The organism is Pseudomonas sp. 14P5.3.2 (assembly GCF_057799175.1).
On sequence record NZ_JBYOKU010000031.1, the window covers coordinates 32554 to 50790 of the forward strand.

Genomic DNA, 18237 nt, shown 5'->3' on the forward strand with positions numbered 1-18237 from the left:
GGCGTTTTCACCTTCCTGATGCTGCTAAGCGCCCTCGCCGATCGCATCACTCAATAAACCAAGCATTCAATCGCTGCGCTGGGCGCGGCAAGGATTCCCCATGTCCGCAGTAATGAAACAGGCTGACCATCTGCCAGCCATCTCCGAGGACGCGCTCGTCGAAGTGCTGAGCGGAAGCCTGTATCCAGGCGCGGCGCACAACTCTGTAGTGATGGTTCTGGCCTACTGCAAGGCGGCTCAGCTCGACCCAATGCTCAAGCCGGTGCACATCGTTCCCATCTACCAAAAAGGGCGCGGAATGGTCGACACGGTCATGCCCGGTATCGGCCTTTACCGCATTCAAGCTGCGCGCACCGGGCAATACGCCGGAATCAGCGATCCGGAGTACGGGCCATCGATCACAGCCAAGTTGGGCGGCGTTGACGTCACTTATCCAGAGTGGTGTCGGGTGACCGTCAAGCGCCAGATGTCGAACGGCCTTGTCGCCGAGTTCACCGCTAATGAGCGCTGGCTCGAAAACTACGCCACGGCAGCCAAAGACACCATTGCGCCGAACTCGATGTGGAAGCGCCGCGCCTTCGCTCAACTGGCGAAGTGTGCCGAGGCTCAGGCACTGCGCAAGGCCTTTCCAGAGGTCGGATCTGCTCCCACGGCGGATGAAATGGAAGGCAAGTCGTTCGAAGAGCCAGCAAAGGACATTTCACCGACACGACAAGCCCAGCAAGAGCCGGATGCGAAACCTGATTACCCCGACGAGCTTTTGGCGGAAAACATCGAAAAGTGGCAGCCGCTCATCGACGCGGGTCGCACCAGTCCGGAACACATCATCGCCAACGTCAGTAGCAAATACACACTACGCGACGACCAGATCGAAACCATCCATAACCTAAAAGCCATCGACGGAGACACAGCATGAAAATTCACAACGTAGCTCAAGGCTCCGCCGAGTGGCATGCACTCCGCGCCCAGCACTTCACCGCCTCCGAGGCCCCAGCAATGATGGGAGCCTCGAAGTACCAAACCCGTTCCGAGCTGCTGACGCTGAAAAAAACCGGCATCGCGCCGGAAGTCACCCAAGCTCAGCAGTACATCTTCGACAAAGGCCACGCCACTGAAGCGCTGGCCCGGCCACTTGTTGAAGTCATGATCGGCGAAGAGCTGTACCCGGTTGTAGGTACCGACGGCAACCTGCTCGCCTCTATGGACGGCGCGACGATGCTCGGCGAGACGCTTTTCGAGCACAAGCTCTGGAATGAATCGCTGGCTGCCCAGGTTCGGGCCGAAAATCTGGAGCCGCATTACTACTGGCAGCTTGAACAGCAACTGCTGGTGAGCGGCGCCGAGCGTGTGATCTTTGTTTGCTCAGACGGTACCCCTGAAAACTTCGTGCACATGGAGTACCGGCCTGTTGCCGGCCGCGCCGCGCAGCTGGTCGAAGGCTGGAAACAGTTCGAGACCGATCTGGCCAACTTCGAAATGGCCGTGGCGCCGTCGATTGTCGTCGGCAAGGCCCCGGACGAGCTGCCAGCGCTGCGGATCGAGCTGACCGGGATGGTTACCGCGAGCAACCTCAAGGTGTTCGAGGAATCGGCACTGGCGGTCATCGACTCGGTGAAGACCGAGCTGACTACAGATCAGGACTTCGCCGACGCCAAAAAGGCCGTGAAATGGTGCGGCGATGTTGAAGAGGCCGTCGCGACGGCGAAGAAGCAGGCACTGTCCCAAACCCAGACCATCGACGATCTGTTCTCCTCGCTGGATCGAATCAGCGCTCACGCTCGTGAGACTCGACTGAAGGTAGACAAACTGGTCAAAGCTCAAGAGCTGCTGGTGAAGACCAACATCAAGCAGAAAGCAGAGCAGTCGCTGACAGACCACGTCGCAGCGATCAACAAGACGCTGGGCCAGGTCACCCTGCCGGCGGCTACCGCAGACTTCGCCGGAGTCATGAAGAACAAGCGCACGATCGCAAGCTTGCAGGACGCCGTCGATACCGAGCTGGCCCGAGCGAAAATCGCCGCGAGCCAAGCCGCCGACGCAATTCGACTGAACCTGCGCAGCCTTGCCGAACTGGCCTCCGAATACGCCTTCCTCTTCAACGACGTTCAGCTGCTGGTGATGAAAGCGAACGACGACCTGGTCGCGCTTATCAAGGTGCGGATCTCGGAACACCAGAAGGCCGAGGAGCAGAAAGCCGAAGCCCAGCGCGAGCAGATCCGCCAGCAGGAACTGAAGCGAATCGAGGACGAGGCAAAGGCCAAGGCGCCGGTCGAACCGGCTCCAGTTGCCAGCCCGGCACCGGTGAAAGCTGCGGCGCCGGTTCAGCCTGCCTCGAAACCATCGACAGCAACCGCGGCGCCGGTGAACCTGCAGGCAGAAGTGTTTGACCTGGAAGCGCTGATTCATGCTGTCGCCGGCGGTCACGCTCCGATTTCGGTGCTGACCGTAGACTGGGAAAAGCTCGATGCGCTAGTCGCCGCCCAAGGTGCCAAGTTCAGCATGGCCGGCGTGCGACTGGTCAAGGTGGCAGCATGATCAGCAACCACCTCAACCTGGTGGAGCAGCGGCGCGGCGCTGCTGCCGCCCTTTCCGACCAGATCGCCCAATACTTGGCCGCCGATGGGAAGATTGATCAGCTTGAAAGCCCGCCAATCAATCCAGAGCCCGCCAAGCGCTCCAACAAAATAGACCCTGAAACGGTCCTCAAGCGGCGCCCGAAGCCGATATCGGCCGCCGACCGCAGGGCTCTTCGCAAAATGGCGGACTCGATATGAAGTCGAAACGCAAACCCAACAACGGTTTCGCCCGGGCCGAACGCAGTTGCCGGGCGCTGTTGCGAACCAACCACGTCGCGGTGGTGAACATCGACCCCAGCGGCAGCCAGATCATGGCGAACTGGAAGATCTGCCGGCAGATCCGCAGTCTGGCGATCGCCAATGCGATCTTCGACTTCTCCTACCGCTGGACGATCTATATCGGCGCCATGTGTCGAGACGAGCGCGGCGCCGAGTACATCAAGTCGGTGGAGATCTCGCCCGAGGGCATCTACAAGGTCGAGCGCCTGACCGATGCCATCGAGCATTACTACTTGGAGCTGCGCAACAGCGCCAACCCGAACCATCTGGTGGCGTCAGGCTGGATCGCTATCCCGGACGAAGTGTCGATGGACGAAGCTCAAGCCGCAAAGCTGTTCTACGCCGCCGGCGCCTGGCATCAGGTGAAGGTCGCAGCGTGAAACGAACCATCAACCGGGCGCACGAGCGCCGCCGACAGACCTGGCTGGATTTGCCGGCCAGCGGAATTGAAGAGGTAGGCCATGGCCAAGAGCAATGCGGAGCGGTCAGAGAAAGCCGCGGCGAAGAGGAAGAGCCGCGGCGAAGTAGAGGTTCGGTTCCACACCCTGCCCGCTACGCGCCAAGCTCTTGCTGAGCTGATGGCCTGGAGTGGCATCCAGGAACAGGGCGAGGCGATCACGCTGATGATTCACCACCTCCACGGGCTCGGCCCGGGCAGCGCCCTTCCCCTGCTCACCCCGCCGCGACACGAATACGTGATACCCGAAAACGTGTCGCGGAAATTGAAACTCGCCCACGACCGCGAAGCACTTCGAGCTGGTCAGGACGAGTAGCCGATCGGAAGCTCGTCACCGAATCCCCAGACCAGAGTTCCGATAACCACCAACGCAGTTGATAGCTTAACGAACCGAGTGATCTGCGGACCGTACTTACCTCTCGCGATTCCGAATGAATTCCCAGCGAACGACTCATCGTTGAAGACGTCAGCCATATCCCTGGCTTTCAGTCCTGCCAAAAATGAGAGACCAGACATTATCGCCCCACTCCTTGCTATCCACATGCTGGGCTTGTCCAGCCCGTAGCACAGTGCAACCGCGACAATTGGTGCAGCGATCGCAAGCAAGGCGTAAACGAGGAATGGCGTTCTGGCCTTGATGACGGCTCTTTCATAAGGGCATGGCTCTGCGGTTTCCATACAGTCTCTCGCTCGGTTTAAGCAACACAAATACCCCAACCCAAACCTAATTGCCACCACCGGTCACGGAGGGCGGCGCCTGACTGGAGAAAGTCCATGGGTCTCCCTGTCTCAGCTCTCACCGATGAAGAGCTCATTCATTACGCTGGAATCGACGAAGACGCCCAGGCTGAGATGGCGCGGAGGTCAATATCGTTTCGAGGGACCTATCTCAGCGAAATCGAAACGCTGAAGCAAGAAGTCGCCGGACTTGAAGAGCAGTTGGAGGAAGCGGCAGAAGAAGGATCTGCCGCCGATGACATGCAGGAGTGCATGCAGCGAGTTCACGACCTCTTAAAAAACCATGGCGATATGACTGCCGGTGAGGCAGCGGAAGCTATCGACTCAGTGCTTGCTGAAATTTCAGATTTTGTTCGCTGACAGCCCCATGCCGGGCCGAACACAAATACCCCACTTCTACGAATCACGCCAGCCGGCGAGGATCCCATGTCGCCTTATAAAATCTCAGGGACTACCGTCGTGAGCTTCTCCGGCGGTCGAACCAGTGCCTACATGCTGCGCCAGGTGCTGGACAACAACGATGACCTAAGTGATCTGGTCGTCACCTTCGCCAACACCGGCAAGGAACACCCCGCCACCCTGGAGTTCGTCCGGGAATGCGCAGAGCGCTGGTCCGTGCCGATTGTTTGGCTTGAGTTCAGGGACAGCGAGGCCGGGTTTGAGGTGGTCGACTTCGCGAGCGCAAGTCGACAGGGCGAGCCGTTCGAGGCGCTGATTCGCAAAAGGAAGTACCTGCCCAACCCGGTTACCAGATTCTGCACAATCGACCTGAAGATCCGGATCATCCACAAATACTTGCGCAGCCTGGGCCTTTCGACCGAAGACAGTCCGGTGGACATGATGACCGGCATACGCGCCGACGAGCCCCGCCGCGTCGTCAAGATTCGGCACCGGAAGAGTACCAGCGAAAGTAAGTGGGCCACCATGGTGATGCCGCTGGCTGACGCCGGTGTCGGCGTGCAAGACGTGACCGACTTCTGGTCAGGCCAACCGTTCGACCTGATGCTGCCGACGATCAACGGCAGGACACTGGAAGGCAACTGCGACCTTTGCTTCCTGAAGGGTGCCAAGCAGGTCTACTCCATCATCGCCAGCGACCGCGATGAACCGATCCGCAAGGGCGATTGGTGGGCGCGCATGGAGAGCTCAGTGGTGTCCGGTGGCAAATTCACCGGTGACGGCGCCCGCTTCCGCAGTGACCGCCCGAGCTATCAGCAGATGCTCGACTACTCAGACACCCAATTCGATATGTTCGCCGATCAGGACGAGGCCATCGCCTGCTTCTGTGGCGACTGAGGTTGCCCTATGGAAATCACTTACGGCTCGGTCTGCTCAGGCATCGAGGCGGCAACGCTTGCATGGAAGCCGCTCGGCATGCGGGCTACCTGGTTCGCCGAGATCGAAGCGTTCCCCAGCGCGGTGCTGGCTCACCACTACCCGAACACGCCGAATCTCGGCGACATGACCAAACTCGGCGCCCAGGTGCTGGCCGGCAAGATCGCTGCGCCGGACATCCTCGTCGGCGGCACGCCGTGCCAGGCCTTCAGCGTGGCCGGGATGCGCGAAGGCCTCACCGACCCGCGCGGCGCCCTCACCATCAAATACGTGGAGCTTGCAGATGCAGTTGACTATGTTCGAGCAGGCCAGCGAAAGCCGCCCTGCGTCATCGTCTGGGAAAACGTCCCCGGCGTCCTCAGCGACAAAGGGAACGCCTTCGGATGCTTTCTTGGCGCGCTTGCTGGGGAAGACTGCGAACTGCAGCCTTCAGGGAAGAAATGGCCGGACGCTGGTTGTGTGTATGGACCCAAAAGAACAATCGCGTGGCGGATCCTGGACGCCCAATATTTCGGCCTGGCCCAACGACGCCGCCGTGTGTTCGTTGTCGCAAGTGCTCGAGACGGATTCGATCCCACCGAGGTACTTTTTGAGCGAGAAGGCGTGCGCCGGGATACTGCGCCGCGCCGAGGCGAGGGGCAAGACGTTACCGGATCAGCTCCTTTCGGCCCTGCGCTCCAGTGCGGATGCGGACATACCTTCGACGAGTCATTAGGGCAATACGGCTGCCCGAATTGCGAAGGCGACGAAGGGCCAGCGGTTGGTGTGTTCTGCGACGTACCGGCGTTCGGCGGGCACAGCCTTGGCGGATCGGTCGAGCGGTCGGCAACGCTCACCGCGAAGCACAGTCGGCTCGATGTGGAAAGCGAGACGTTCTTCGTGGCACCCACGCTCGCCGGCGGCGCACGCAAGTCCGGAGGCTACAGCTACGATGACGTCCCATGCGTTGCCGCTACACTGGATGCCAGCTATGGACGGCTTCAAGGCTGCTCCGGGCAAGACGCCAATCACGGCCATAGCCACCTGGTGGTGCACGGAACGCAAGATCCTTGCGTCAACTTCGAACAGGCGCACGCGCTGGGTAGGAATAATGGCCAGGAGAATGCCGTGCTCGCATTTCAGGAGCGCGGAAGAACTGGCGGCCGATCATTGGATATTGGCGGTGACATTGCCTACGCGCTTACCGCACCAGGTGATGGAGGGCGCTCCCAAGAGCGAAATATCATGGACTCTAGCGGTGTGCGTCGCCTCACTCCCGTTGAGTGCGAGCGCCTTCAGGGCATGGCCGACGACTACACGCTGATCCCGTGGCGCGGGAAGCCCGCAAGCGAATGCCCGGACGGCCCGCACTACAAGGCGATCGGCAACAGCAAAGCCGTGCCATGCGTGCGCTGGATCGGCCAGCGCATCCTCAAACAGATCACACCCAGCCCGTACGGATGATCGCGTCGATCAGTCTGATAGCGGCTGCGATCAGGTTCATCAAGTCAGTCAGTTTTTTCATGCGGAAGCGCTCAGGCGTTGTTGATAGCCAGATCATTCCGTCACGACTCCTGCACCAGCAATAAAACGCGTGAATTACTACTTATCCACCGCCCGGGCATGCCCCGGCATAGGAAGCGATCCATGCTGAACTTTCTCTGGCGAATCCTCGCCAAGTTGCTCGCGCGCCCGGCAATCGCCGACTGGCTCATCGCCCGCGCCAAGCTCACCCCGTACCAGCACATCATGTCCGCCGACGGCACCGAGATGTACATGGGCCGCTGGTGGCTGCTCAACCCGTACAGCCGGGAGACGCACAAGGCGCGGTTCTGGTGGTGCCCGTGGTCGTTCCGGATCCACCACATCCTGCGGCCGGACGAAGACCGGGATCTGCACGATCATCCGTGGAACGCCAGAACCATCATCCTGCGCGGCTGGTACAACGAGCAGCGGCCGGCGAGCGATTGGTGGAAGAAAGCGGTCAGGTCCTCGATGGTTCCAAATCCAGACCCGAGGATCGTTGAGTGGATCATGAAGGACGCCTGCGAGTGGCTGAAACGCTCCGAAGGCGACACCGCCCGCCTCAACCACGGCGAATACCACCGCATCGACCAGGTATCACCCGGCGGCGTCATCACCCTCTTCATCACCAGCAAGTGGCGCGGTGACTGGGGATTCCTCGTAAACGGCGTGAAGGTGCCTTGGCGCACCTACACCGGCACCGACAACTGAAAAGGATTGCATGATGAGCGGAATACAAACGCTGGCAACTCTGGTACTCGGCGGCGCGTTCGACGCAATCGAGCTTGGCGAGAACGACATCCAGCCGGACATGAAACTGATCGAAGAGCTTCAGCAGCGCCTGGTCACCGGCACCGATGACGTTTACGTCGAGCTGATTAACCGCGCCGAACTCGACCGGGTCACCGCCGAGAATGCCGCCCTGCAGCAGCGCCTGAACGCAGCGGACGAACGGGCAGACTCAGCGATAGGGTTCGTCGGTCGATTGATCGAGTCCGCAGGAAATCAGCCATCAATCGCAACCGGCTACCTTCGCGACATATTGGACGAGCTCAAGTCGGCAGAGGGTGGTAGCAATGACGCATAAATCCTACCGCCTTGACCCGAATGTGCGCACCATCACTGACCTGGTAAGCGACGAGCAGATGCAGAGCTCATTCCAGGGCACCAACTTCGGCCACGATGACTTTCGGGGGCTGCTGGCCCAGGGTTGCATCAAGGCGCTGGCTGGTTGGCACCAAGGCCACACGCTGACGTGCATCCTCGAAGAGCTGCGGCTGATCAGTTGGAACCGGCAGATCGGCAAGATCAAAGTCACCGCCAAAGGTCGCCACTACATCTGGCTCGCCTTTAAAGGCCGCCCGGGCGTCTAACTCAGCAAAGAGTACATCTGTACTCCACCCGCAAAATTACTCCCTCCCCCTTCAAAGTCAGCCGCTATAGCGGCAAGGACGAAGTCATGCCTGAAGAAAAATTGATTGGCCCCGTCGAAGTAGTGCGCGATGAAGACGGGTACTGGTATCACCCGAACATTCCGGACTTCGACGAAGATGCCGAAGCATGGAAAGCGTGGCTCGATGCCCAAGGCCTGAAAGTCACCGGCTGGCACATGGATTCCGACTTGCAATCCCATTCCTACTGGGAAGACGACGCGGCTCACTGCTTGGGCTGGGAGCCGGAGACGCCGTCCGGTGAAGGCTGGTTCCTGCTCGGAATTTTCGACACGGACGACGGCCCCTATGTGCAGTGGGCACGCCGCGAGGTGACGCCATGATCGCTGTCAAGGAACGGCCGATCCTGTTCTCGGCACCAATGGTGCGCGCCATTCTGGAAGGCAGGAAGACGGTCACGCGGCGGCCGGTCAAAGGATTGTCGACCAGCTTCGCAGTGACAACCGCCGCTGACGAATCACCACTGAACAGCGTCTGCTGGAACGTCGGCGGCCCAATTATCCGCTGCCCATACGGCAAGCCCGGCGACCGGCTGTACGTCCGTGAAACCTGCTTTATCAATGACTATCGCGAAGCCGGCGTGCCAGTGGACGAGCGGGCAAGTTGCGAAATTCACTACCGGGCCGACGGCATCCCGGACTTTGAAGGTGAAGAGGAACTGATTCGTTGGCGCCCGAGCATCCACATGCCGCGCTGGGCCAGCCGCATCCTGCTGGAGATCACCGATGTCCGCGTCGAGCGGTTGCAGGACATCAGCCGCGCCGATATCCGGGCGGAAGGCCTGCAATGTCCGCCGGAGCTGGCAAGCGATGACGTTTCACCGAATTACCGAGACTGGTACCCGGCGGCTTGGAAGGAGTTGTGGAACTCCACCGGCGGCGACTGGGACGCCAACCCGTGGGTCTGGGCCGTCGAGTTCAAGAGGGTTCAGCCATGATCTTCGCCCCGCTCTACATGGCCTACCTGATCTACAGGGGGCCGTGGCGATGAACGAACCAATCACCAAAGAATTTTATTCTGCCGCTCAGGCTGCTCAGCACGCCGCCGATTGGTGCAAGCGCAATCCAGCATGGTGCCGGATCTGTGATATTCCGGATATCTCCGTGTTCGAAAAAACCTACGATGAGATTCCAAAACGCGAGCGCGCCTACTGGGACAAGAACGGCGGCGAAGAATGCTGGCGAGAATTCGGCACCGGAAGAACCAAGGTGCCAACTGGTTTCATCTCCGGCAAGGGTGAGTTTTTCGACCATGTGCTCAAGGTGCCGCTCCATCACAACCTGATGACGGTTTATCGCGTTGGCAGGCGCTGGAAGCCATGAGCCACATGGTCAGCGTACGCACCGAGGAACTGGCCGACGCGGCGCTGAATTGGGCAATCAACGCGATAGAGGGTGATCAGCAGCCCGGTAACGGTCAGCTGCAACTCTTCGCCCTGCCTGACGCCGAGCAACTGATCACGAAGTACGGCGTCTGGGTCGATGTTGGCCTCCGTCACCCTTGGCTGGCCGACGCGACAAACGATCCGTTCAACCGCCAGCCCGGCGAAACCCGAACTGTCGCCGTGTTCCGCGCGGTGGTCTTCGCCAAGCGCGGCGCCACGGTGAGCGTCCCCGCCGAACTCATCCAGCAGTAACCCCTCCCCCAACTCAACAGCCTGCCGGTGTAAGGCGGGCGAGGAATCCGCATGTCTGAAATCAAGTGCGAACACGGCCACACAGTGCGAATGGGTACCGTCGAATGGCTCGACACGATGACGCTGGATCAGCTTCGCTTCGCCCGCAACACGGCCGCAGACAAGATCAAAGCGGCGGAAGAGCAGCCCAAGCGAATCGTTTGGCGCGTGTGCCGCGGCGCTATCTGCGTGGGCAACTATCGCGAGGAGGATCACGAAAAGGCCGCCGATCATTTCCTGCGCATCTTCAAAGAAACGTTCATGGAAGAAGCGGCCGAATACGTGGCCAAGCCTTACGGGACTGAGACCTTCCGCCGGCAACTCCCAAGCATCGAGGTCGAGCGCTGCACCCAGTTCGAATACGAGAACGAGTGGTTCCCCACCAAAACCGAATAACCACCTTCTGCCGCCACGCGCGGCATGGAGCCTGCTATGTCCGAAACAGAAGAAGCAGTCGAAACGTATCCGTTCGACAAAGTGCCCGAGGAGCGAATGGCCGCCCTGATCGGCACCACCAAGCGCGCGCTCGAAGGCAAACGGGCGCGCGGAGTAATCCCCGAAGGCGTCTGGAATAAGATAGACGGCCGGGTTTTTTATAGCATCAGGAGATATGAAGCATGGCAAGAAAGCCAGTGGGCCTGCCCCGAGGAGTTGAATTTGCTGGCCAGTCTGTCCGTATCCGGTTCACTTGGAACGGTGAGCGGCGGTGCGAAACCCTTGCCCATCCCCAGACGCCAAAAGGGATCAAGGCGGCCGCCGATCTACGCGATCAAGTAATCAGCCTGGCCAAGCATGGGGTTCTGGACGAGAAGCGCTACGCCGAACTATTTCCGAACTCCAGCTACTCCGCCGCTGCTACAGAACTCACGTTCGGCGAATATGCGCAAACGTGGATTGATGGGCTTGAGATCGTCCCCGGCACCCGCCGGAACTATAAGGCCACAATCAACAATTACTGGATGCAGGAGCTGGCTACGGTACCAATCACCACGATCACCCCGATGCTATTGCGTCGGGTGATTGCCGCGACCGCTTGGGAAAGCACGACGGTGAAGCGTACGGCGATATCGCGAGTGAATGCCTTGTTCAAGGCAGCAGTGCGGGATGAAGTAATAGAAAGGAATCCAGCGACGGCGATCAAGCTCCCTGGCAAAGCCAAGAAAGTGATTGATCCCTTCAGCGTGGAAGAAGCGGACATGATCATCGAATGGATGTATGCCAACTTCACTTCGAGGGCGGCACAGATCTACGCGGCCTACTTCGAGTTCGCGTTTTACTGTGGCATGAGGACGGGAGAGCTCAGAGCTTTACGCTGGGATGAGATAGACATGGACAAGCGCGTTGCGCACGTCTGCCGAATCGTTGTTGATGGGAAAGTCGAGGAGCGCACGAAGACCAAGTACGCCCGCACGGTGATGCTGAATAGCCGAGCCATGAATGCGCTGGAACGCGCCAAGCGGATCGCCGACGCTCGACTGAACCAGCAGCGGCGCAAGCGCCAGTCGTCGCCGTATATTTTCCCGCCTTCCGGAAGCTCGGAATACATTCTGAGCGCGACAACGCCGGCTGGCCACTTCGCCAAGGCGCTGGAGGCTCTAAAAATAAAGCCACGCAGTCAGTACAACTGCCGTCACACTTACGCCACAATGTGCCTTATGGCGGGCATGAATCCGGCGTTCATCGCAGGACAACTCGGGCACAGCGTCCAGGTGTTATTGTCCACATATGCTCGCTGGCTGAGCTCCACAACCGACTGGTCTGAAGTCGGGAAGCTGGAAAGCCAGATTGGTACAAAATTGGTACAGCCTTAAATTTATTTCACATTTCGCCCTTTGTTTACGGGCGCCTCTAGCTTTCCTAGCACATACTCCTAAAATGCGCCGTTTCTAAGAAATAACCCGTTACAAAATAACGGAATATCCAACCTTTATGAGTTCGCCCGCGTGAAAATTCGTCTTTCGATCCTGAGCCTGTTTTTCGCTTTTTCAGGCACATTCGTCACGCCAACCGTCAACGCCGCTGAAACCACCGCCGCGCCGCGCGACGCTTCGCAACTGAAGATCGCCTCCGGCAGCGCCCTGCTTATGGATTTGCAGACCAATAAAGTCATCTATTCGAGCAACCCGGATGTGATCGTGCCGATCGCTTCGGTGAGCAAGTTGATGACTGGCCTGGTAGTGGTCGAGGCGCACCAGAACATGGACGAATGGATCGACGTCGACATCAGCCACACGCCGGAAATGAAAGGCGTGTTCTCCCGAGTCAAACTCAAGAGCGAACTGCCGCGTCGCGAGATGTTGCTGATTGCCCTGATGTCCTCGGAAAACCGCGCAGCCGCCAGCCTCGCCCACCATTATCCGGGTGGCTATGCCGCGTTCATCGCGGCAATGAATGCCAAGGCCAAAGCGCTGGGCATGACCAACACTCACTACGTCGAGCCGACCGGTTTGTCGGAACGCAACGTTTCCACCGCCCGCGACCTGAGCAAACTGTTGGTGGCCGCGAGCAAGCATCCGATCCTCAGCGAGTTGACCACCACCAAGGAAAAAACCGTGTCGTTCCGCAAACCCAATTACACCCTGGGTTTTCGCAACACCGACCATCTGGTGAACAAGGCCGACTGGGACATCAAGATCACTAAAACCGGCTTCACCAACCCGGCGGGCCATTGCCTGGTGCTGGTGACGCGGATGAGCAACCGTCCGGTCGCTCTGGTGATTCTCGATGCGTTCGGCAAGTACACCCACTTCGCCGACGCAAGCCGTATCCGCAGCTGGATGGAAACCGGCAGGAGTACCAACGTGCCGGCGGTGGCGCAACAATACAAGGCGGAGAAAAACCTCAAGGGTCGCCAGAGCGGTGTGGTCGAAGCCTCCAAGTAAAACGACGCACTCAACTGTGGCGAGGAAGCTTGCTCCCGCTGGGGCGCGTAGCGGACCTTCTTTTTTAACAAGAAAAGGCCTGCTGCGCAGTCCAGCGGGAGCAAGCTCCCTAGCCACAGAGGTATTCAGCCAGTTGTTGAATACCCGTTATTCAATCATTGGGTAACGGCATTTTGTCGTCGTCCGGAATGCCGTCACCAGCGCTCGGATCTGGCGTCATCACATTAGGCCGCGCCAGCGGATCACGCAGCGGGCTGTCAGGGTCCAGCACGGGGTCCAGCTCTTCCTCGGGCGTGGTCGGCACACTGTCCGGATGTTTATCGTCGAAACTGGAATCGGTACTCATACGCACCTCACTTCAAGGTTTCAGATCGGCTAACGGGTCATAGGGTTTGGCCGGGCGCTTGCTGTCTTCGCCGGACTCCACGTCCTTCGGCGCCTTGGCGGGGCCAACCGGATCGACCTGCGGATCGTCGAGATCCGGCGAATCCGGGTCGAAGCCCAGCTCGTGACCAGAGGAATGCTCGCTCGAGTGCGGGCCTTTGGGGGATGGGGAATCTGCCATGCTCGCCTCCTGAATCACCCGCCAATTCGGGCTCTATCATTAAGAGGCGTGCCGGGCGTGAGGGTGCCCGGCAGATGACGAACGGAAGTTTAATGTGCTGCCAGCGCCTTTTTCGCTTGCGCAGCTTCACGCTCCTGCCCTGCCTGCGCCAGCTCGTCCGCAGCCTTGAGCCAGCGTTGACGGTCGACATCGGCGGGAATCTGCGACGGTTTCTGGATCAGCACCGCCCAGCCGCCCGACTTCTCGAACGCCGACTCAAAGGAACTGAAACTCATCAATTCGCGATGGTTCATGCCGGCGCGCAACAATACTTTCTGCTTGCGTCGGTCGTAACCGGAGAGGATTGCGTAACGCGGTTCAGCCCAGAAGGCCGAACCCTCGCTGAATCGCACCATCACCGGATAGCCGGCCGCGACCTGGGTCAGCAAGGCTGGCAGGTTGCTGTCCAGCGGGTACACGACCATCCCGTATTCACGCGCGAGGCTCTGCAGGTTCTGTTGCAACTTGTCTTCGGCGCCCGGCAGATGCAGCGGCTTTTCCAGCAAACCCGGGGTGATCACGATGCCCTGCTGCGACAACAGGCTTGCCAACACCTGCGGCCCGCTCTGATTAGCCTCGCCGCGATAAAACGTACCACTGAGCTCGACCCGCTCCGGCAAGCGCTTGACCTGCGGCGCCACACTGCCCGCACACCCTGCCAACACCGCCGCGCAACCGGCTACCAGCAATGCCGCACGAATTCGAGAAAATACCTGGCCCATCATCGCTCTCTGTTCAGACGCCGGTCATCTTGTTCCGGCAAAGCCCCGATCATAGGTCGACACAGGTCAGCGGTATAGCCTTAAACGGCAGATGCAGTGCTTACATAGAGCAAAGTGATTGGTCACCACCGACCTTTGGTCAATAGCTTGAAACACGCCAATGACTAGACTGTCAGTGAAAAAGACTGAAATGAAAAAAGTGGGTGCCCGATGCAGGGCAAAGAGGAGGCACTGATGAGCCTGACCATGACTATCGTAATGCTGATTGCCGGCTGGCTGGCTGTGGCCACCGCCATGTTGTGGGGCGTGCTGCGCATCGCCCGGCGCCACCATCATCCGCTGCCGCCTGTGGCGGTCGAGAAACCGCAAAAGCACAACGCACGCCACGCGACCGCGCATTGAAAGCCGAAAACCTTCCCCCGTAAAAAAGCCCCCTGAACTCAAAGGTTCAGGGGGCTTTTGACTGGTCAGCGATTACGCCTGCTCAGCCAGTTTCCTCTGCTTCGCTCGGCGCGACATCATGTTCAGCACTTCAATCGCTGCCGAGAACGCCATCGCCGCATACACATAACCTTTCGGTACGTGGGCGCCGAAGCCTTCGGCAATCAGCGTCATGCCGATCATGATCAGGAAGCCCAGCGCCAGCATCACCACCGTCGGGTTGTCGTTGATGAACTTGGCCAGCGGCTCAGCCGCAAACAGCATCACCATCACCGACACCACCACCGCGATTACCATGATCGGCAGGTGTTCAGTCATGCCCACCGCGGTAATGATGCTGTCGATCGAGAACACCATGTCCAGCATCAGGATCTGACCGATCGCGGCAGCGAAGCCCAGAGTCACAGTCGATGTCGCGGTTTTCGGGTCTTCCGGCGCCGGGTCCATGCTGTGATGGATCTCGGTCGTGGCTTTCCACACCAGGAACAGACCACCGGCAATCAGGATCATGTCCTTCCAGGAGAACGCCTGACCCATGATTTCGAGCACAGGGGCGGTCAACTGCACGATGAAGGCGATGGTGCTCAACAGGGCCAGACGCAGGATAAGCGCCATGCCGATACCGATTCGACGCGCCTTCTGCCGATGCTGCACGGGCAGTTTGTTGGTCAGGATCGAAATAAAGATCAGGTTATCGATGCCGAGCACGATCTCCATCACCACCAGTGTGGCCAAAGCAACCCAGGCGGCGGGGCTGGCGGCGAGTTCTAACAGATATTCCATGGGTCAGTCCTGACTCTTCGTATGACGGTTTAGATGTTCTTGGAGGACGATTCGGATTTTTCCGCATCTTTTTCCGGTGCTTCTTTGTTCTCGATCAGGCCGCCGGTGGCGTCACTGAGCGCCTGTTCAGCAGCCTTGTGCGTATCGTCGATTGCCTGTTTGGCGCTTTCGGCAGCCTTGCCCATCAATTGCTGAGCGCTTTTCTCGGCCTGATCGCAACCGGCCATAAGCAGTAAAGACGTAAACATCAATGCAGGGATTGTGTATTTCATGAGGCTTTCCTTCGAATGAACAGACAGGGTCACAGACCGCCCGTCGATGGCTGGGCATTCTAGGGATACAAACACTTCAGAAAAATTCGTATTTTTAGCGGCTATACTTCGGCTTTAACGAACTATGACAATTAGTGTAGGAGCTGCCGCAGGCTGCGATCTTTGATTTTTTCAAGCAAGATCAAAAGATCGCAGCCTGCGGCAGCTTCTACAAAGGGGGACGCGGCGGATGCTGAATTACCGACAACTGCATTACTTCTGGGTGGTCGCCAAGACCGGCAGCATCGTGCGTGCCTGCGAGCAACTCAACCTGACGCCGCAAACCATCAGCGGGCAGATCTCGCTGCTCGAGCAAACCTACGGCATTGAACTGTTTCAACGGGTCGGCCGGCAGCTTGAGCTGACTGAGGCCGGACGTCAGGCCCTGCCCTACGCCGAGCAGATGTTCCAGCTGGGCGGCGAGCTGGAATTGATGCTGCGCGCCCAGCCCAATGAACAGCAGATCCTGTTTCGCGTCGGCGTGGCGGATGTGGTGCCCAAATCCATCGTCTATCGCCTGATCGCACCGACCATGGAGCTGAACGAGCCGCTGCGCATCACCTGCCGCGAGGACAAACTCGAGCGCCTGCTGGCGGATCTGGCGATCCAGCGTCTGGACCTGGTGATTTCCGACAGCCCGATGCCGTCGCACCTCGACATCAAGGGCTACAGCCAGAAGCTTGGCGAATGCGGGATCAGTTTCTTCGCCACCGCAGAACTTGCGGCGCAATACGGGGAGGATTTTCCGCGCAACCTCAACGGCGCACCGCTGTTGATTCCCGGGGCGGAAACCGTGGTGCGCAGCCGTTTGCAGCGCTGGTTCGCCGAGCAGCAGATCCAGCCGCGAATCGTCGGGGAGTTCGATGACAGCGCCCTGATGCAGGCCTTCGGCCAATCGGGCAGCGGGATTTTCATCGGTCCGAGCGTGATTGCCGATGAAGTCAGACGCCAGTACGGCGTCGAAGTGATTGGCCAGACCGACGCGGTGACCGAGTCGTTCTATGCCATTTCGGTGGAGCGCAAGGTCAAGCACCCCGGCATCGTTGCGATTACCGAAGGTGCCCGACGCGAGCTGTTTACGGCGTTATGAAGCCTGCGCGCACTCTTCGCGCGGCTTGAGCGTCATCAGCACCATGGCGAGGAACACCGACAACAGAATGAATCCGGCAGCGGCGAACCCCAGAAAGCCGAGGCCGGCACTGTCGATCACCCGACCGCCGATCATCGCGCCCAGGCCGATCCCGAGATTGGCCCCGGCGATATTCAACGAAGCGGCAAACGCCGGTGCCTGCGGCGCGGCTTTCATCAGACGCACATGGCTGACCAGGAACAGCGCAGCCTGAGTGATGCCCCAGATGCCCATGGCCACCGCCAGTCCCACCGTCGAATGAATGTTCGGCACCAGCGACACCATGCCGGCAATCATGAACGCGCAGAACAGCACCGAAGCGCCCAGCGGATGTCGATCCACGGCGCGGCCGCCCAGCGAGTTGCCGATCAGCCCGACCGCACCGAAGCCCATCAGGCACCAGCCAACCACCGTGCCGTTGAAACCGGCCAGCCGTTCGAGAATGTCGGCCAGATAGGTGTAGGCCGTGAACATGCCGCTGAACACCAGAATCGACAACACAACATGGCCGATCATCAGCGGGTTGCGCAGGATCTTGAACTGCGAGGCGAAGCTGACCTGATGCTGGTGCAGGCTGGTTTTCGGCAGGTACACAAACAGCAACAAGGCCTTGGCGAAAGCGATGACCGCCAGAATCGCGAACGCGCTGCGCCAGCCGAATGCATCGGAAATCAACGTGCCCACCGGAATACCGAACACCGTCGCGCAAACAATGCCGAAGCCGATCTTGGCAATCGCACGGCCAGCGTAATCCGGGCCGACGATGTCCACCGCCGTCTCACTGGCCAAGGCCCAGAACACCGGCAGACCGAGCGCCGGGATCAACCGGGCGATCGCCATGACCCAGATGTTCGGCGCCAGCGCCGCCACCGTGTTGGCCAGGCCGAACATGATCAGAATGGTGATGAACAGCTTGCGCCGCTCGAAGCGGGCGAAATACGCGGTCAAGAATGGACCGAACATCGCCACGGTGAAAGCGAATAAAGTCACCAGCAGACCGGCCTGCGGAATGGTCACCGCCAGGTCTCGGGCGATTGCCGGCAACAGGCCGACGATGACGAATTCCGTGGTCAGCACCGTGAAGCCGGCGGCGGACAACAGAAGAATGGGCAACAGCATGAGCAACTCCAGCAAAACGACGACACCAGCGATGACCGAGAGGCCCGCTGGCAGACTATGAAAATGAGGATGGCGAATCTTAACAGAGTGTTTCCGGGCTGACTTGCACAAACCTGCCGACTTGCCGATCAATCCGGTGGCAGATCGTCACAGGCCTGAAGGATAACGCCTGCCCTGTGATAAAGTCCGCGCCCCGAAAAACGTACACCCTGATCAACGACCAGTTTAATGG

General features: G+C 59.4%; 27 protein-coding genes. 20 read left to right on the forward strand and 7 right to left on the reverse strand.

What is annotated here, in order from left to right; genetic code table 11:
* The first annotated feature begins 112 nt into the window (after window positions 1-112).
* From bet to AC27VU_RS21955, 5 genes are all read left to right on the forward strand, one after another.
* Complete coding sequence (gene bet / locus AC27VU_RS21935) at window positions 113-916, forward strand: phage recombination protein Bet (RefSeq protein ID WP_488724943.1); 804 nt, start codon at window positions 113-115, stop codon at window positions 914-916.
* The gene (locus tag AC27VU_RS21940; protein WP_488724911.1) at window positions 913-2535 is read left to right on the forward strand and encodes a YqaJ viral recombinase family protein; all 1623 of its coding nucleotides are present in this window, start codon (window positions 913-915) and stop codon (window positions 2533-2535) included. Before bet ends, AC27VU_RS21940 begins: the two co-directional genes overlap by 4 nt.
* On the forward strand, window positions 2532-2774 hold the full coding sequence (locus AC27VU_RS21945; RefSeq protein ID WP_488724912.1) for a hypothetical protein: 243 nt from the start codon (window positions 2532-2534) through the stop codon (window positions 2772-2774). The genes AC27VU_RS21940 and AC27VU_RS21945 overlap by 4 nt, the downstream gene beginning before the upstream one ends.
* Window positions 2771-3235: a hypothetical protein gene (locus tag AC27VU_RS21950; RefSeq protein ID WP_488724913.1), complete on the forward strand. Its 465-nt coding sequence runs from the start codon at window positions 2771-2773 to the stop codon at window positions 3233-3235. The genes AC27VU_RS21945 and AC27VU_RS21950 overlap by 4 nt, the downstream gene beginning before the upstream one ends.
* A gap of 81 nt (window positions 3236-3316) precedes the next feature.
* Window positions 3317-3628: a hypothetical protein gene (locus AC27VU_RS21955; protein WP_488724914.1), complete on the forward strand. Its 312-nt coding sequence runs from the start codon at window positions 3317-3319 to the stop codon at window positions 3626-3628.
* Here the strand turns inward: AC27VU_RS21955 and AC27VU_RS21960 are convergent.
* Window positions 3616-3990: a hypothetical protein gene (locus AC27VU_RS21960; RefSeq protein WP_488724915.1), complete on the reverse strand. Its 375-nt coding sequence runs from the start codon at window positions 3988-3990 to the stop codon at window positions 3616-3618. The genes AC27VU_RS21955 and AC27VU_RS21960 overlap by 13 nt on opposite strands.
* A gap of 96 nt (window positions 3991-4086) precedes the next feature.
* On the opposite strand from AC27VU_RS21960, the gene AC27VU_RS21965 reads away from it, so the two are divergent.
* The 13 genes from AC27VU_RS21965 (at window position 4087) to pbpG (ending at window position 12896) form a co-directional block, all read left to right on the forward strand.
* Window positions 4087-4410 carry a hypothetical protein gene (locus AC27VU_RS21965; RefSeq protein WP_488724916.1) on the forward strand — a complete coding sequence of 108 codons (324 nt, stop codon included), beginning with the start codon at window positions 4087-4089 and terminating at the stop codon, window positions 4408-4410.
* A 66-nt stretch (window positions 4411-4476) separates the two neighbouring features.
* Window positions 4477-5346, forward strand: coding sequence for a phosphoadenosine phosphosulfate reductase domain-containing protein (locus AC27VU_RS21970; protein WP_488724917.1), 870 nt, complete (start codon window positions 4477-4479; stop codon window positions 5344-5346).
* 9 nt (window positions 5347-5355) lie between these two features.
* Window positions 5356-6828 (forward strand): DNA cytosine methyltransferase, encoded by a 1473-nt coding sequence (locus tag AC27VU_RS21975; RefSeq protein WP_488724918.1) that lies wholly within the window; start codon window positions 5356-5358, stop codon window positions 6826-6828.
* 183 nt (window positions 6829-7011) lie between these two features.
* Window positions 7012-7599 carry a hypothetical protein gene (locus AC27VU_RS21980; protein WP_488724919.1) on the forward strand — a complete coding sequence of 196 codons (588 nt, stop codon included), beginning with the start codon at window positions 7012-7014 and terminating at the stop codon, window positions 7597-7599.
* 13 nt (window positions 7600-7612) lie between these two features.
* Window positions 7613-7975, forward strand: coding sequence for a hypothetical protein (locus AC27VU_RS21985; RefSeq protein WP_488724920.1), 363 nt, complete (start codon window positions 7613-7615; stop codon window positions 7973-7975).
* On the forward strand, window positions 7965-8261 hold the full coding sequence (locus AC27VU_RS21990) for a hypothetical protein (protein WP_488724921.1): 297 nt from the start codon (window positions 7965-7967) through the stop codon (window positions 8259-8261). The genes AC27VU_RS21985 and AC27VU_RS21990 overlap by 11 nt, the downstream gene beginning before the upstream one ends.
* 86 nt (window positions 8262-8347) lie before the next feature.
* A complete protein-coding gene (locus tag AC27VU_RS21995; RefSeq protein WP_488724922.1) occupies window positions 8348-8662 on the forward strand; it encodes a hypothetical protein in 315 nt (104 codons plus the stop codon).
* The gene (locus AC27VU_RS22000) at window positions 8659-9276 is read left to right on the forward strand and encodes an ASCH domain-containing protein (protein WP_488724923.1); all 618 of its coding nucleotides are present in this window, start codon (window positions 8659-8661) and stop codon (window positions 9274-9276) included. The genes AC27VU_RS21995 and AC27VU_RS22000 overlap by 4 nt, the downstream gene beginning before the upstream one ends.
* Window positions 9277-9325: 49 nt before the next feature.
* Window positions 9326-9661, forward strand: a complete 336-nt coding sequence (locus tag AC27VU_RS22005) for a hypothetical protein (RefSeq protein ID WP_488724924.1) — start codon at window positions 9326-9328, stop codon at window positions 9659-9661.
* Window positions 9658-9975: a hypothetical protein gene (locus tag AC27VU_RS22010; protein WP_488724925.1), complete on the forward strand. Its 318-nt coding sequence runs from the start codon at window positions 9658-9660 to the stop codon at window positions 9973-9975. Before AC27VU_RS22005 ends, AC27VU_RS22010 begins: the two co-directional genes overlap by 4 nt.
* Before the next feature lie 51 nt (window positions 9976-10026).
* The gene (locus AC27VU_RS22015) at window positions 10027-10410 is read left to right on the forward strand and encodes a hypothetical protein (protein ID WP_273899961.1); all 384 of its coding nucleotides are present in this window, start codon (window positions 10027-10029) and stop codon (window positions 10408-10410) included.
* A 221-nt stretch (window positions 10411-10631) separates the two neighbouring features.
* Window positions 10632-11825 carry a tyrosine-type recombinase/integrase gene (locus tag AC27VU_RS22020; RefSeq protein WP_488724926.1) on the forward strand — a complete coding sequence of 398 codons (1194 nt, stop codon included), beginning with the start codon at window positions 10632-10634 and terminating at the stop codon, window positions 11823-11825.
* Between the two features lie 132 nt (window positions 11826-11957).
* Entirely contained in the window at window positions 11958-12896 is a 939-nt protein-coding gene (gene pbpG / locus AC27VU_RS22025; protein WP_003223625.1) for a D-alanyl-D-alanine endopeptidase, read from the forward strand.
* A 151-nt stretch (window positions 12897-13047) separates the two neighbouring features.
* On the opposite strand, the gene AC27VU_RS22030 is transcribed toward pbpG, so the two are convergent.
* The 3 genes from AC27VU_RS22030 to AC27VU_RS22040 form a co-directional block, all read right to left on the reverse strand.
* Complete coding sequence (locus AC27VU_RS22030) at window positions 13048-13242, reverse strand: hypothetical protein (protein ID WP_003223623.1); 195 nt, start codon at window positions 13240-13242, stop codon at window positions 13048-13050.
* Window positions 13243-13254: 12 nt separating this feature from the next.
* Complete coding sequence (locus AC27VU_RS22035; RefSeq protein WP_201138179.1) at window positions 13255-13461, reverse strand: DUF6021 family protein; 207 nt, start codon at window positions 13459-13461, stop codon at window positions 13255-13257.
* Window positions 13462-13550: 89 nt separating this feature from the next.
* On the reverse strand, window positions 13551-14222 hold the full coding sequence (locus AC27VU_RS22040; RefSeq protein ID WP_400506027.1) for a peptidase C39 family protein: 672 nt from the start codon (window positions 14220-14222) through the stop codon (window positions 13551-13553).
* Between the two features lie 246 nt (window positions 14223-14468).
* Here AC27VU_RS22040 and AC27VU_RS22045 point away from each other — a divergent pair, with 246 nt between their 5' ends.
* Window positions 14469-14624 carry a hypothetical protein gene (locus AC27VU_RS22045; RefSeq protein ID WP_410017530.1) on the forward strand — a complete coding sequence of 52 codons (156 nt, stop codon included), beginning with the start codon at window positions 14469-14471 and terminating at the stop codon, window positions 14622-14624.
* 72 nt (window positions 14625-14696) lie between these two features.
* Here AC27VU_RS22045 and AC27VU_RS22050 read toward each other — a convergent pair whose 3' ends face one another.
* Both AC27VU_RS22050 and AC27VU_RS22055 read right to left on the reverse strand, forming a co-directional pair.
* Window positions 14697-15446, reverse strand: coding sequence for a TerC family protein (locus AC27VU_RS22050; RefSeq protein ID WP_103484112.1), 750 nt, complete (start codon window positions 15444-15446; stop codon window positions 14697-14699).
* 29 nt (window positions 15447-15475) lie between these two features.
* Window positions 15476-15718, reverse strand: a complete 243-nt coding sequence (locus tag AC27VU_RS22055) for a hypothetical protein (RefSeq protein ID WP_003223614.1) — start codon at window positions 15716-15718, stop codon at window positions 15476-15478.
* A 229-nt stretch (window positions 15719-15947) separates the two neighbouring features.
* Here AC27VU_RS22055 and nhaR point away from each other — a divergent pair, with 229 nt between their 5' ends.
* A complete protein-coding gene (gene nhaR / locus AC27VU_RS22060; RefSeq protein ID WP_045122374.1) occupies window positions 15948-16847 on the forward strand; it encodes a transcriptional activator NhaR in 900 nt (299 codons plus the stop codon).
* On the opposite strand, the gene AC27VU_RS22065 is transcribed toward nhaR, so the two are convergent.
* Entirely contained in the window at window positions 16842-18005 is a 1164-nt protein-coding gene (locus AC27VU_RS22065; protein WP_003223612.1) for an MFS transporter, read from the reverse strand. The two genes, nhaR and AC27VU_RS22065, sit on opposite strands and share 6 nt — an antisense overlap.
* Window positions 18006-18237: the final 232 nt, after the last annotated feature.

Excerpts from the sequence above, each read along its gene's own strand:
- AC27VU_RS21975 (WP_488724918.1), top strand. The coding sequence starts at position 5,356 with ATGGAAATCACTTACGGCTCGGTCTGCTCAGGCATCGAGGCGGCAACG.
- AC27VU_RS21940 (WP_488724911.1), top strand. The coding sequence starts at position 913 with ATGAAAATTCACAACGTAGCTCAAGGCTCCGCCGAGTGGCATGCACTC.
- AC27VU_RS21995 (WP_488724922.1), top strand. The coding sequence starts at position 8,348 with ATGCCTGAAGAAAAATTGATTGGCCCCGTCGAAGTAGTGCGCGATGAA.
- AC27VU_RS21965 (WP_488724916.1), top strand. The coding sequence starts at position 4,087 with ATGGGTCTCCCTGTCTCAGCTCTCACCGATGAAGAGCTCATTCATTAC.
- AC27VU_RS21990 (WP_488724921.1), top strand. The coding sequence starts at position 7,965 with ATGACGCATAAATCCTACCGCCTTGACCCGAATGTGCGCACCATCACT.
- AC27VU_RS22020 (WP_488724926.1), top strand. The coding sequence starts at position 10,632 with ATGGCAAGAAAGCCAGTGGGCCTGCCCCGAGGAGTTGAATTTGCTGGC.
- nhaR (WP_045122374.1), top strand. The coding sequence starts at position 15,948 with ATGCTGAATTACCGACAACTGCATTACTTCTGGGTGGTCGCCAAGACC.
- AC27VU_RS21955 (WP_488724914.1), top strand. The coding sequence starts at position 3,317 with ATGGCCAAGAGCAATGCGGAGCGGTCAGAGAAAGCCGCGGCGAAGAGG.
- AC27VU_RS21985 (WP_488724920.1), top strand. The coding sequence starts at position 7,613 with ATGAGCGGAATACAAACGCTGGCAACTCTGGTACTCGGCGGCGCGTTC.
- AC27VU_RS21945 (WP_488724912.1), top strand. The coding sequence starts at position 2,532 with ATGATCAGCAACCACCTCAACCTGGTGGAGCAGCGGCGCGGCGCTGCT.
- AC27VU_RS22010 (WP_488724925.1), top strand. The coding sequence starts at position 9,658 with ATGAGCCACATGGTCAGCGTACGCACCGAGGAACTGGCCGACGCGGCG.
- AC27VU_RS21960 (WP_488724915.1), bottom strand. The coding sequence starts at position 3,990 with ATGGAAACCGCAGAGCCATGCCCTTATGAAAGAGCCGTCATCAAGGCC.
- AC27VU_RS22005 (WP_488724924.1), top strand. The coding sequence starts at position 9,326 with ATGAACGAACCAATCACCAAAGAATTTTATTCTGCCGCTCAGGCTGCT.
- AC27VU_RS22045 (WP_410017530.1), top strand. The coding sequence starts at position 14,469 with ATGACTATCGTAATGCTGATTGCCGGCTGGCTGGCTGTGGCCACCGCC.
- AC27VU_RS22000 (WP_488724923.1), top strand. The coding sequence starts at position 8,659 with ATGATCGCTGTCAAGGAACGGCCGATCCTGTTCTCGGCACCAATGGTG.
- AC27VU_RS22050 (WP_103484112.1), bottom strand. The coding sequence starts at position 15,446 with ATGGAATATCTGTTAGAACTCGCCGCCAGCCCCGCCGCCTGGGTTGCT.
- AC27VU_RS22055 (WP_003223614.1), bottom strand. The coding sequence starts at position 15,718 with ATGAAATACACAATCCCTGCATTGATGTTTACGTCTTTACTGCTTATG.
- AC27VU_RS22040 (WP_400506027.1), bottom strand. The coding sequence starts at position 14,222 with ATGGGCCAGGTATTTTCTCGAATTCGTGCGGCATTGCTGGTAGCCGGT.
- AC27VU_RS22030 (WP_003223623.1), bottom strand. The coding sequence starts at position 13,242 with ATGAGTACCGATTCCAGTTTCGACGATAAACATCCGGACAGTGTGCCG.
- AC27VU_RS22035 (WP_201138179.1), bottom strand. The coding sequence starts at position 13,461 with ATGGCAGATTCCCCATCCCCCAAAGGCCCGCACTCGAGCGAGCATTCC.
- AC27VU_RS22015 (WP_273899961.1), top strand. The coding sequence starts at position 10,027 with ATGTCTGAAATCAAGTGCGAACACGGCCACACAGTGCGAATGGGTACC.
- AC27VU_RS21950 (WP_488724913.1), top strand. The coding sequence starts at position 2,771 with ATGAAGTCGAAACGCAAACCCAACAACGGTTTCGCCCGGGCCGAACGC.
- bet (WP_488724943.1), top strand. The coding sequence starts at position 113 with ATGAAACAGGCTGACCATCTGCCAGCCATCTCCGAGGACGCGCTCGTC.
- AC27VU_RS21980 (WP_488724919.1), top strand. The coding sequence starts at position 7,012 with ATGCTGAACTTTCTCTGGCGAATCCTCGCCAAGTTGCTCGCGCGCCCG.
- AC27VU_RS22065 (WP_003223612.1), bottom strand. The coding sequence starts at position 18,005 with ATGCTGTTGCCCATTCTTCTGTTGTCCGCCGCCGGCTTCACGGTGCTG.
- AC27VU_RS21970 (WP_488724917.1), top strand. The coding sequence starts at position 4,477 with ATGTCGCCTTATAAAATCTCAGGGACTACCGTCGTGAGCTTCTCCGGC.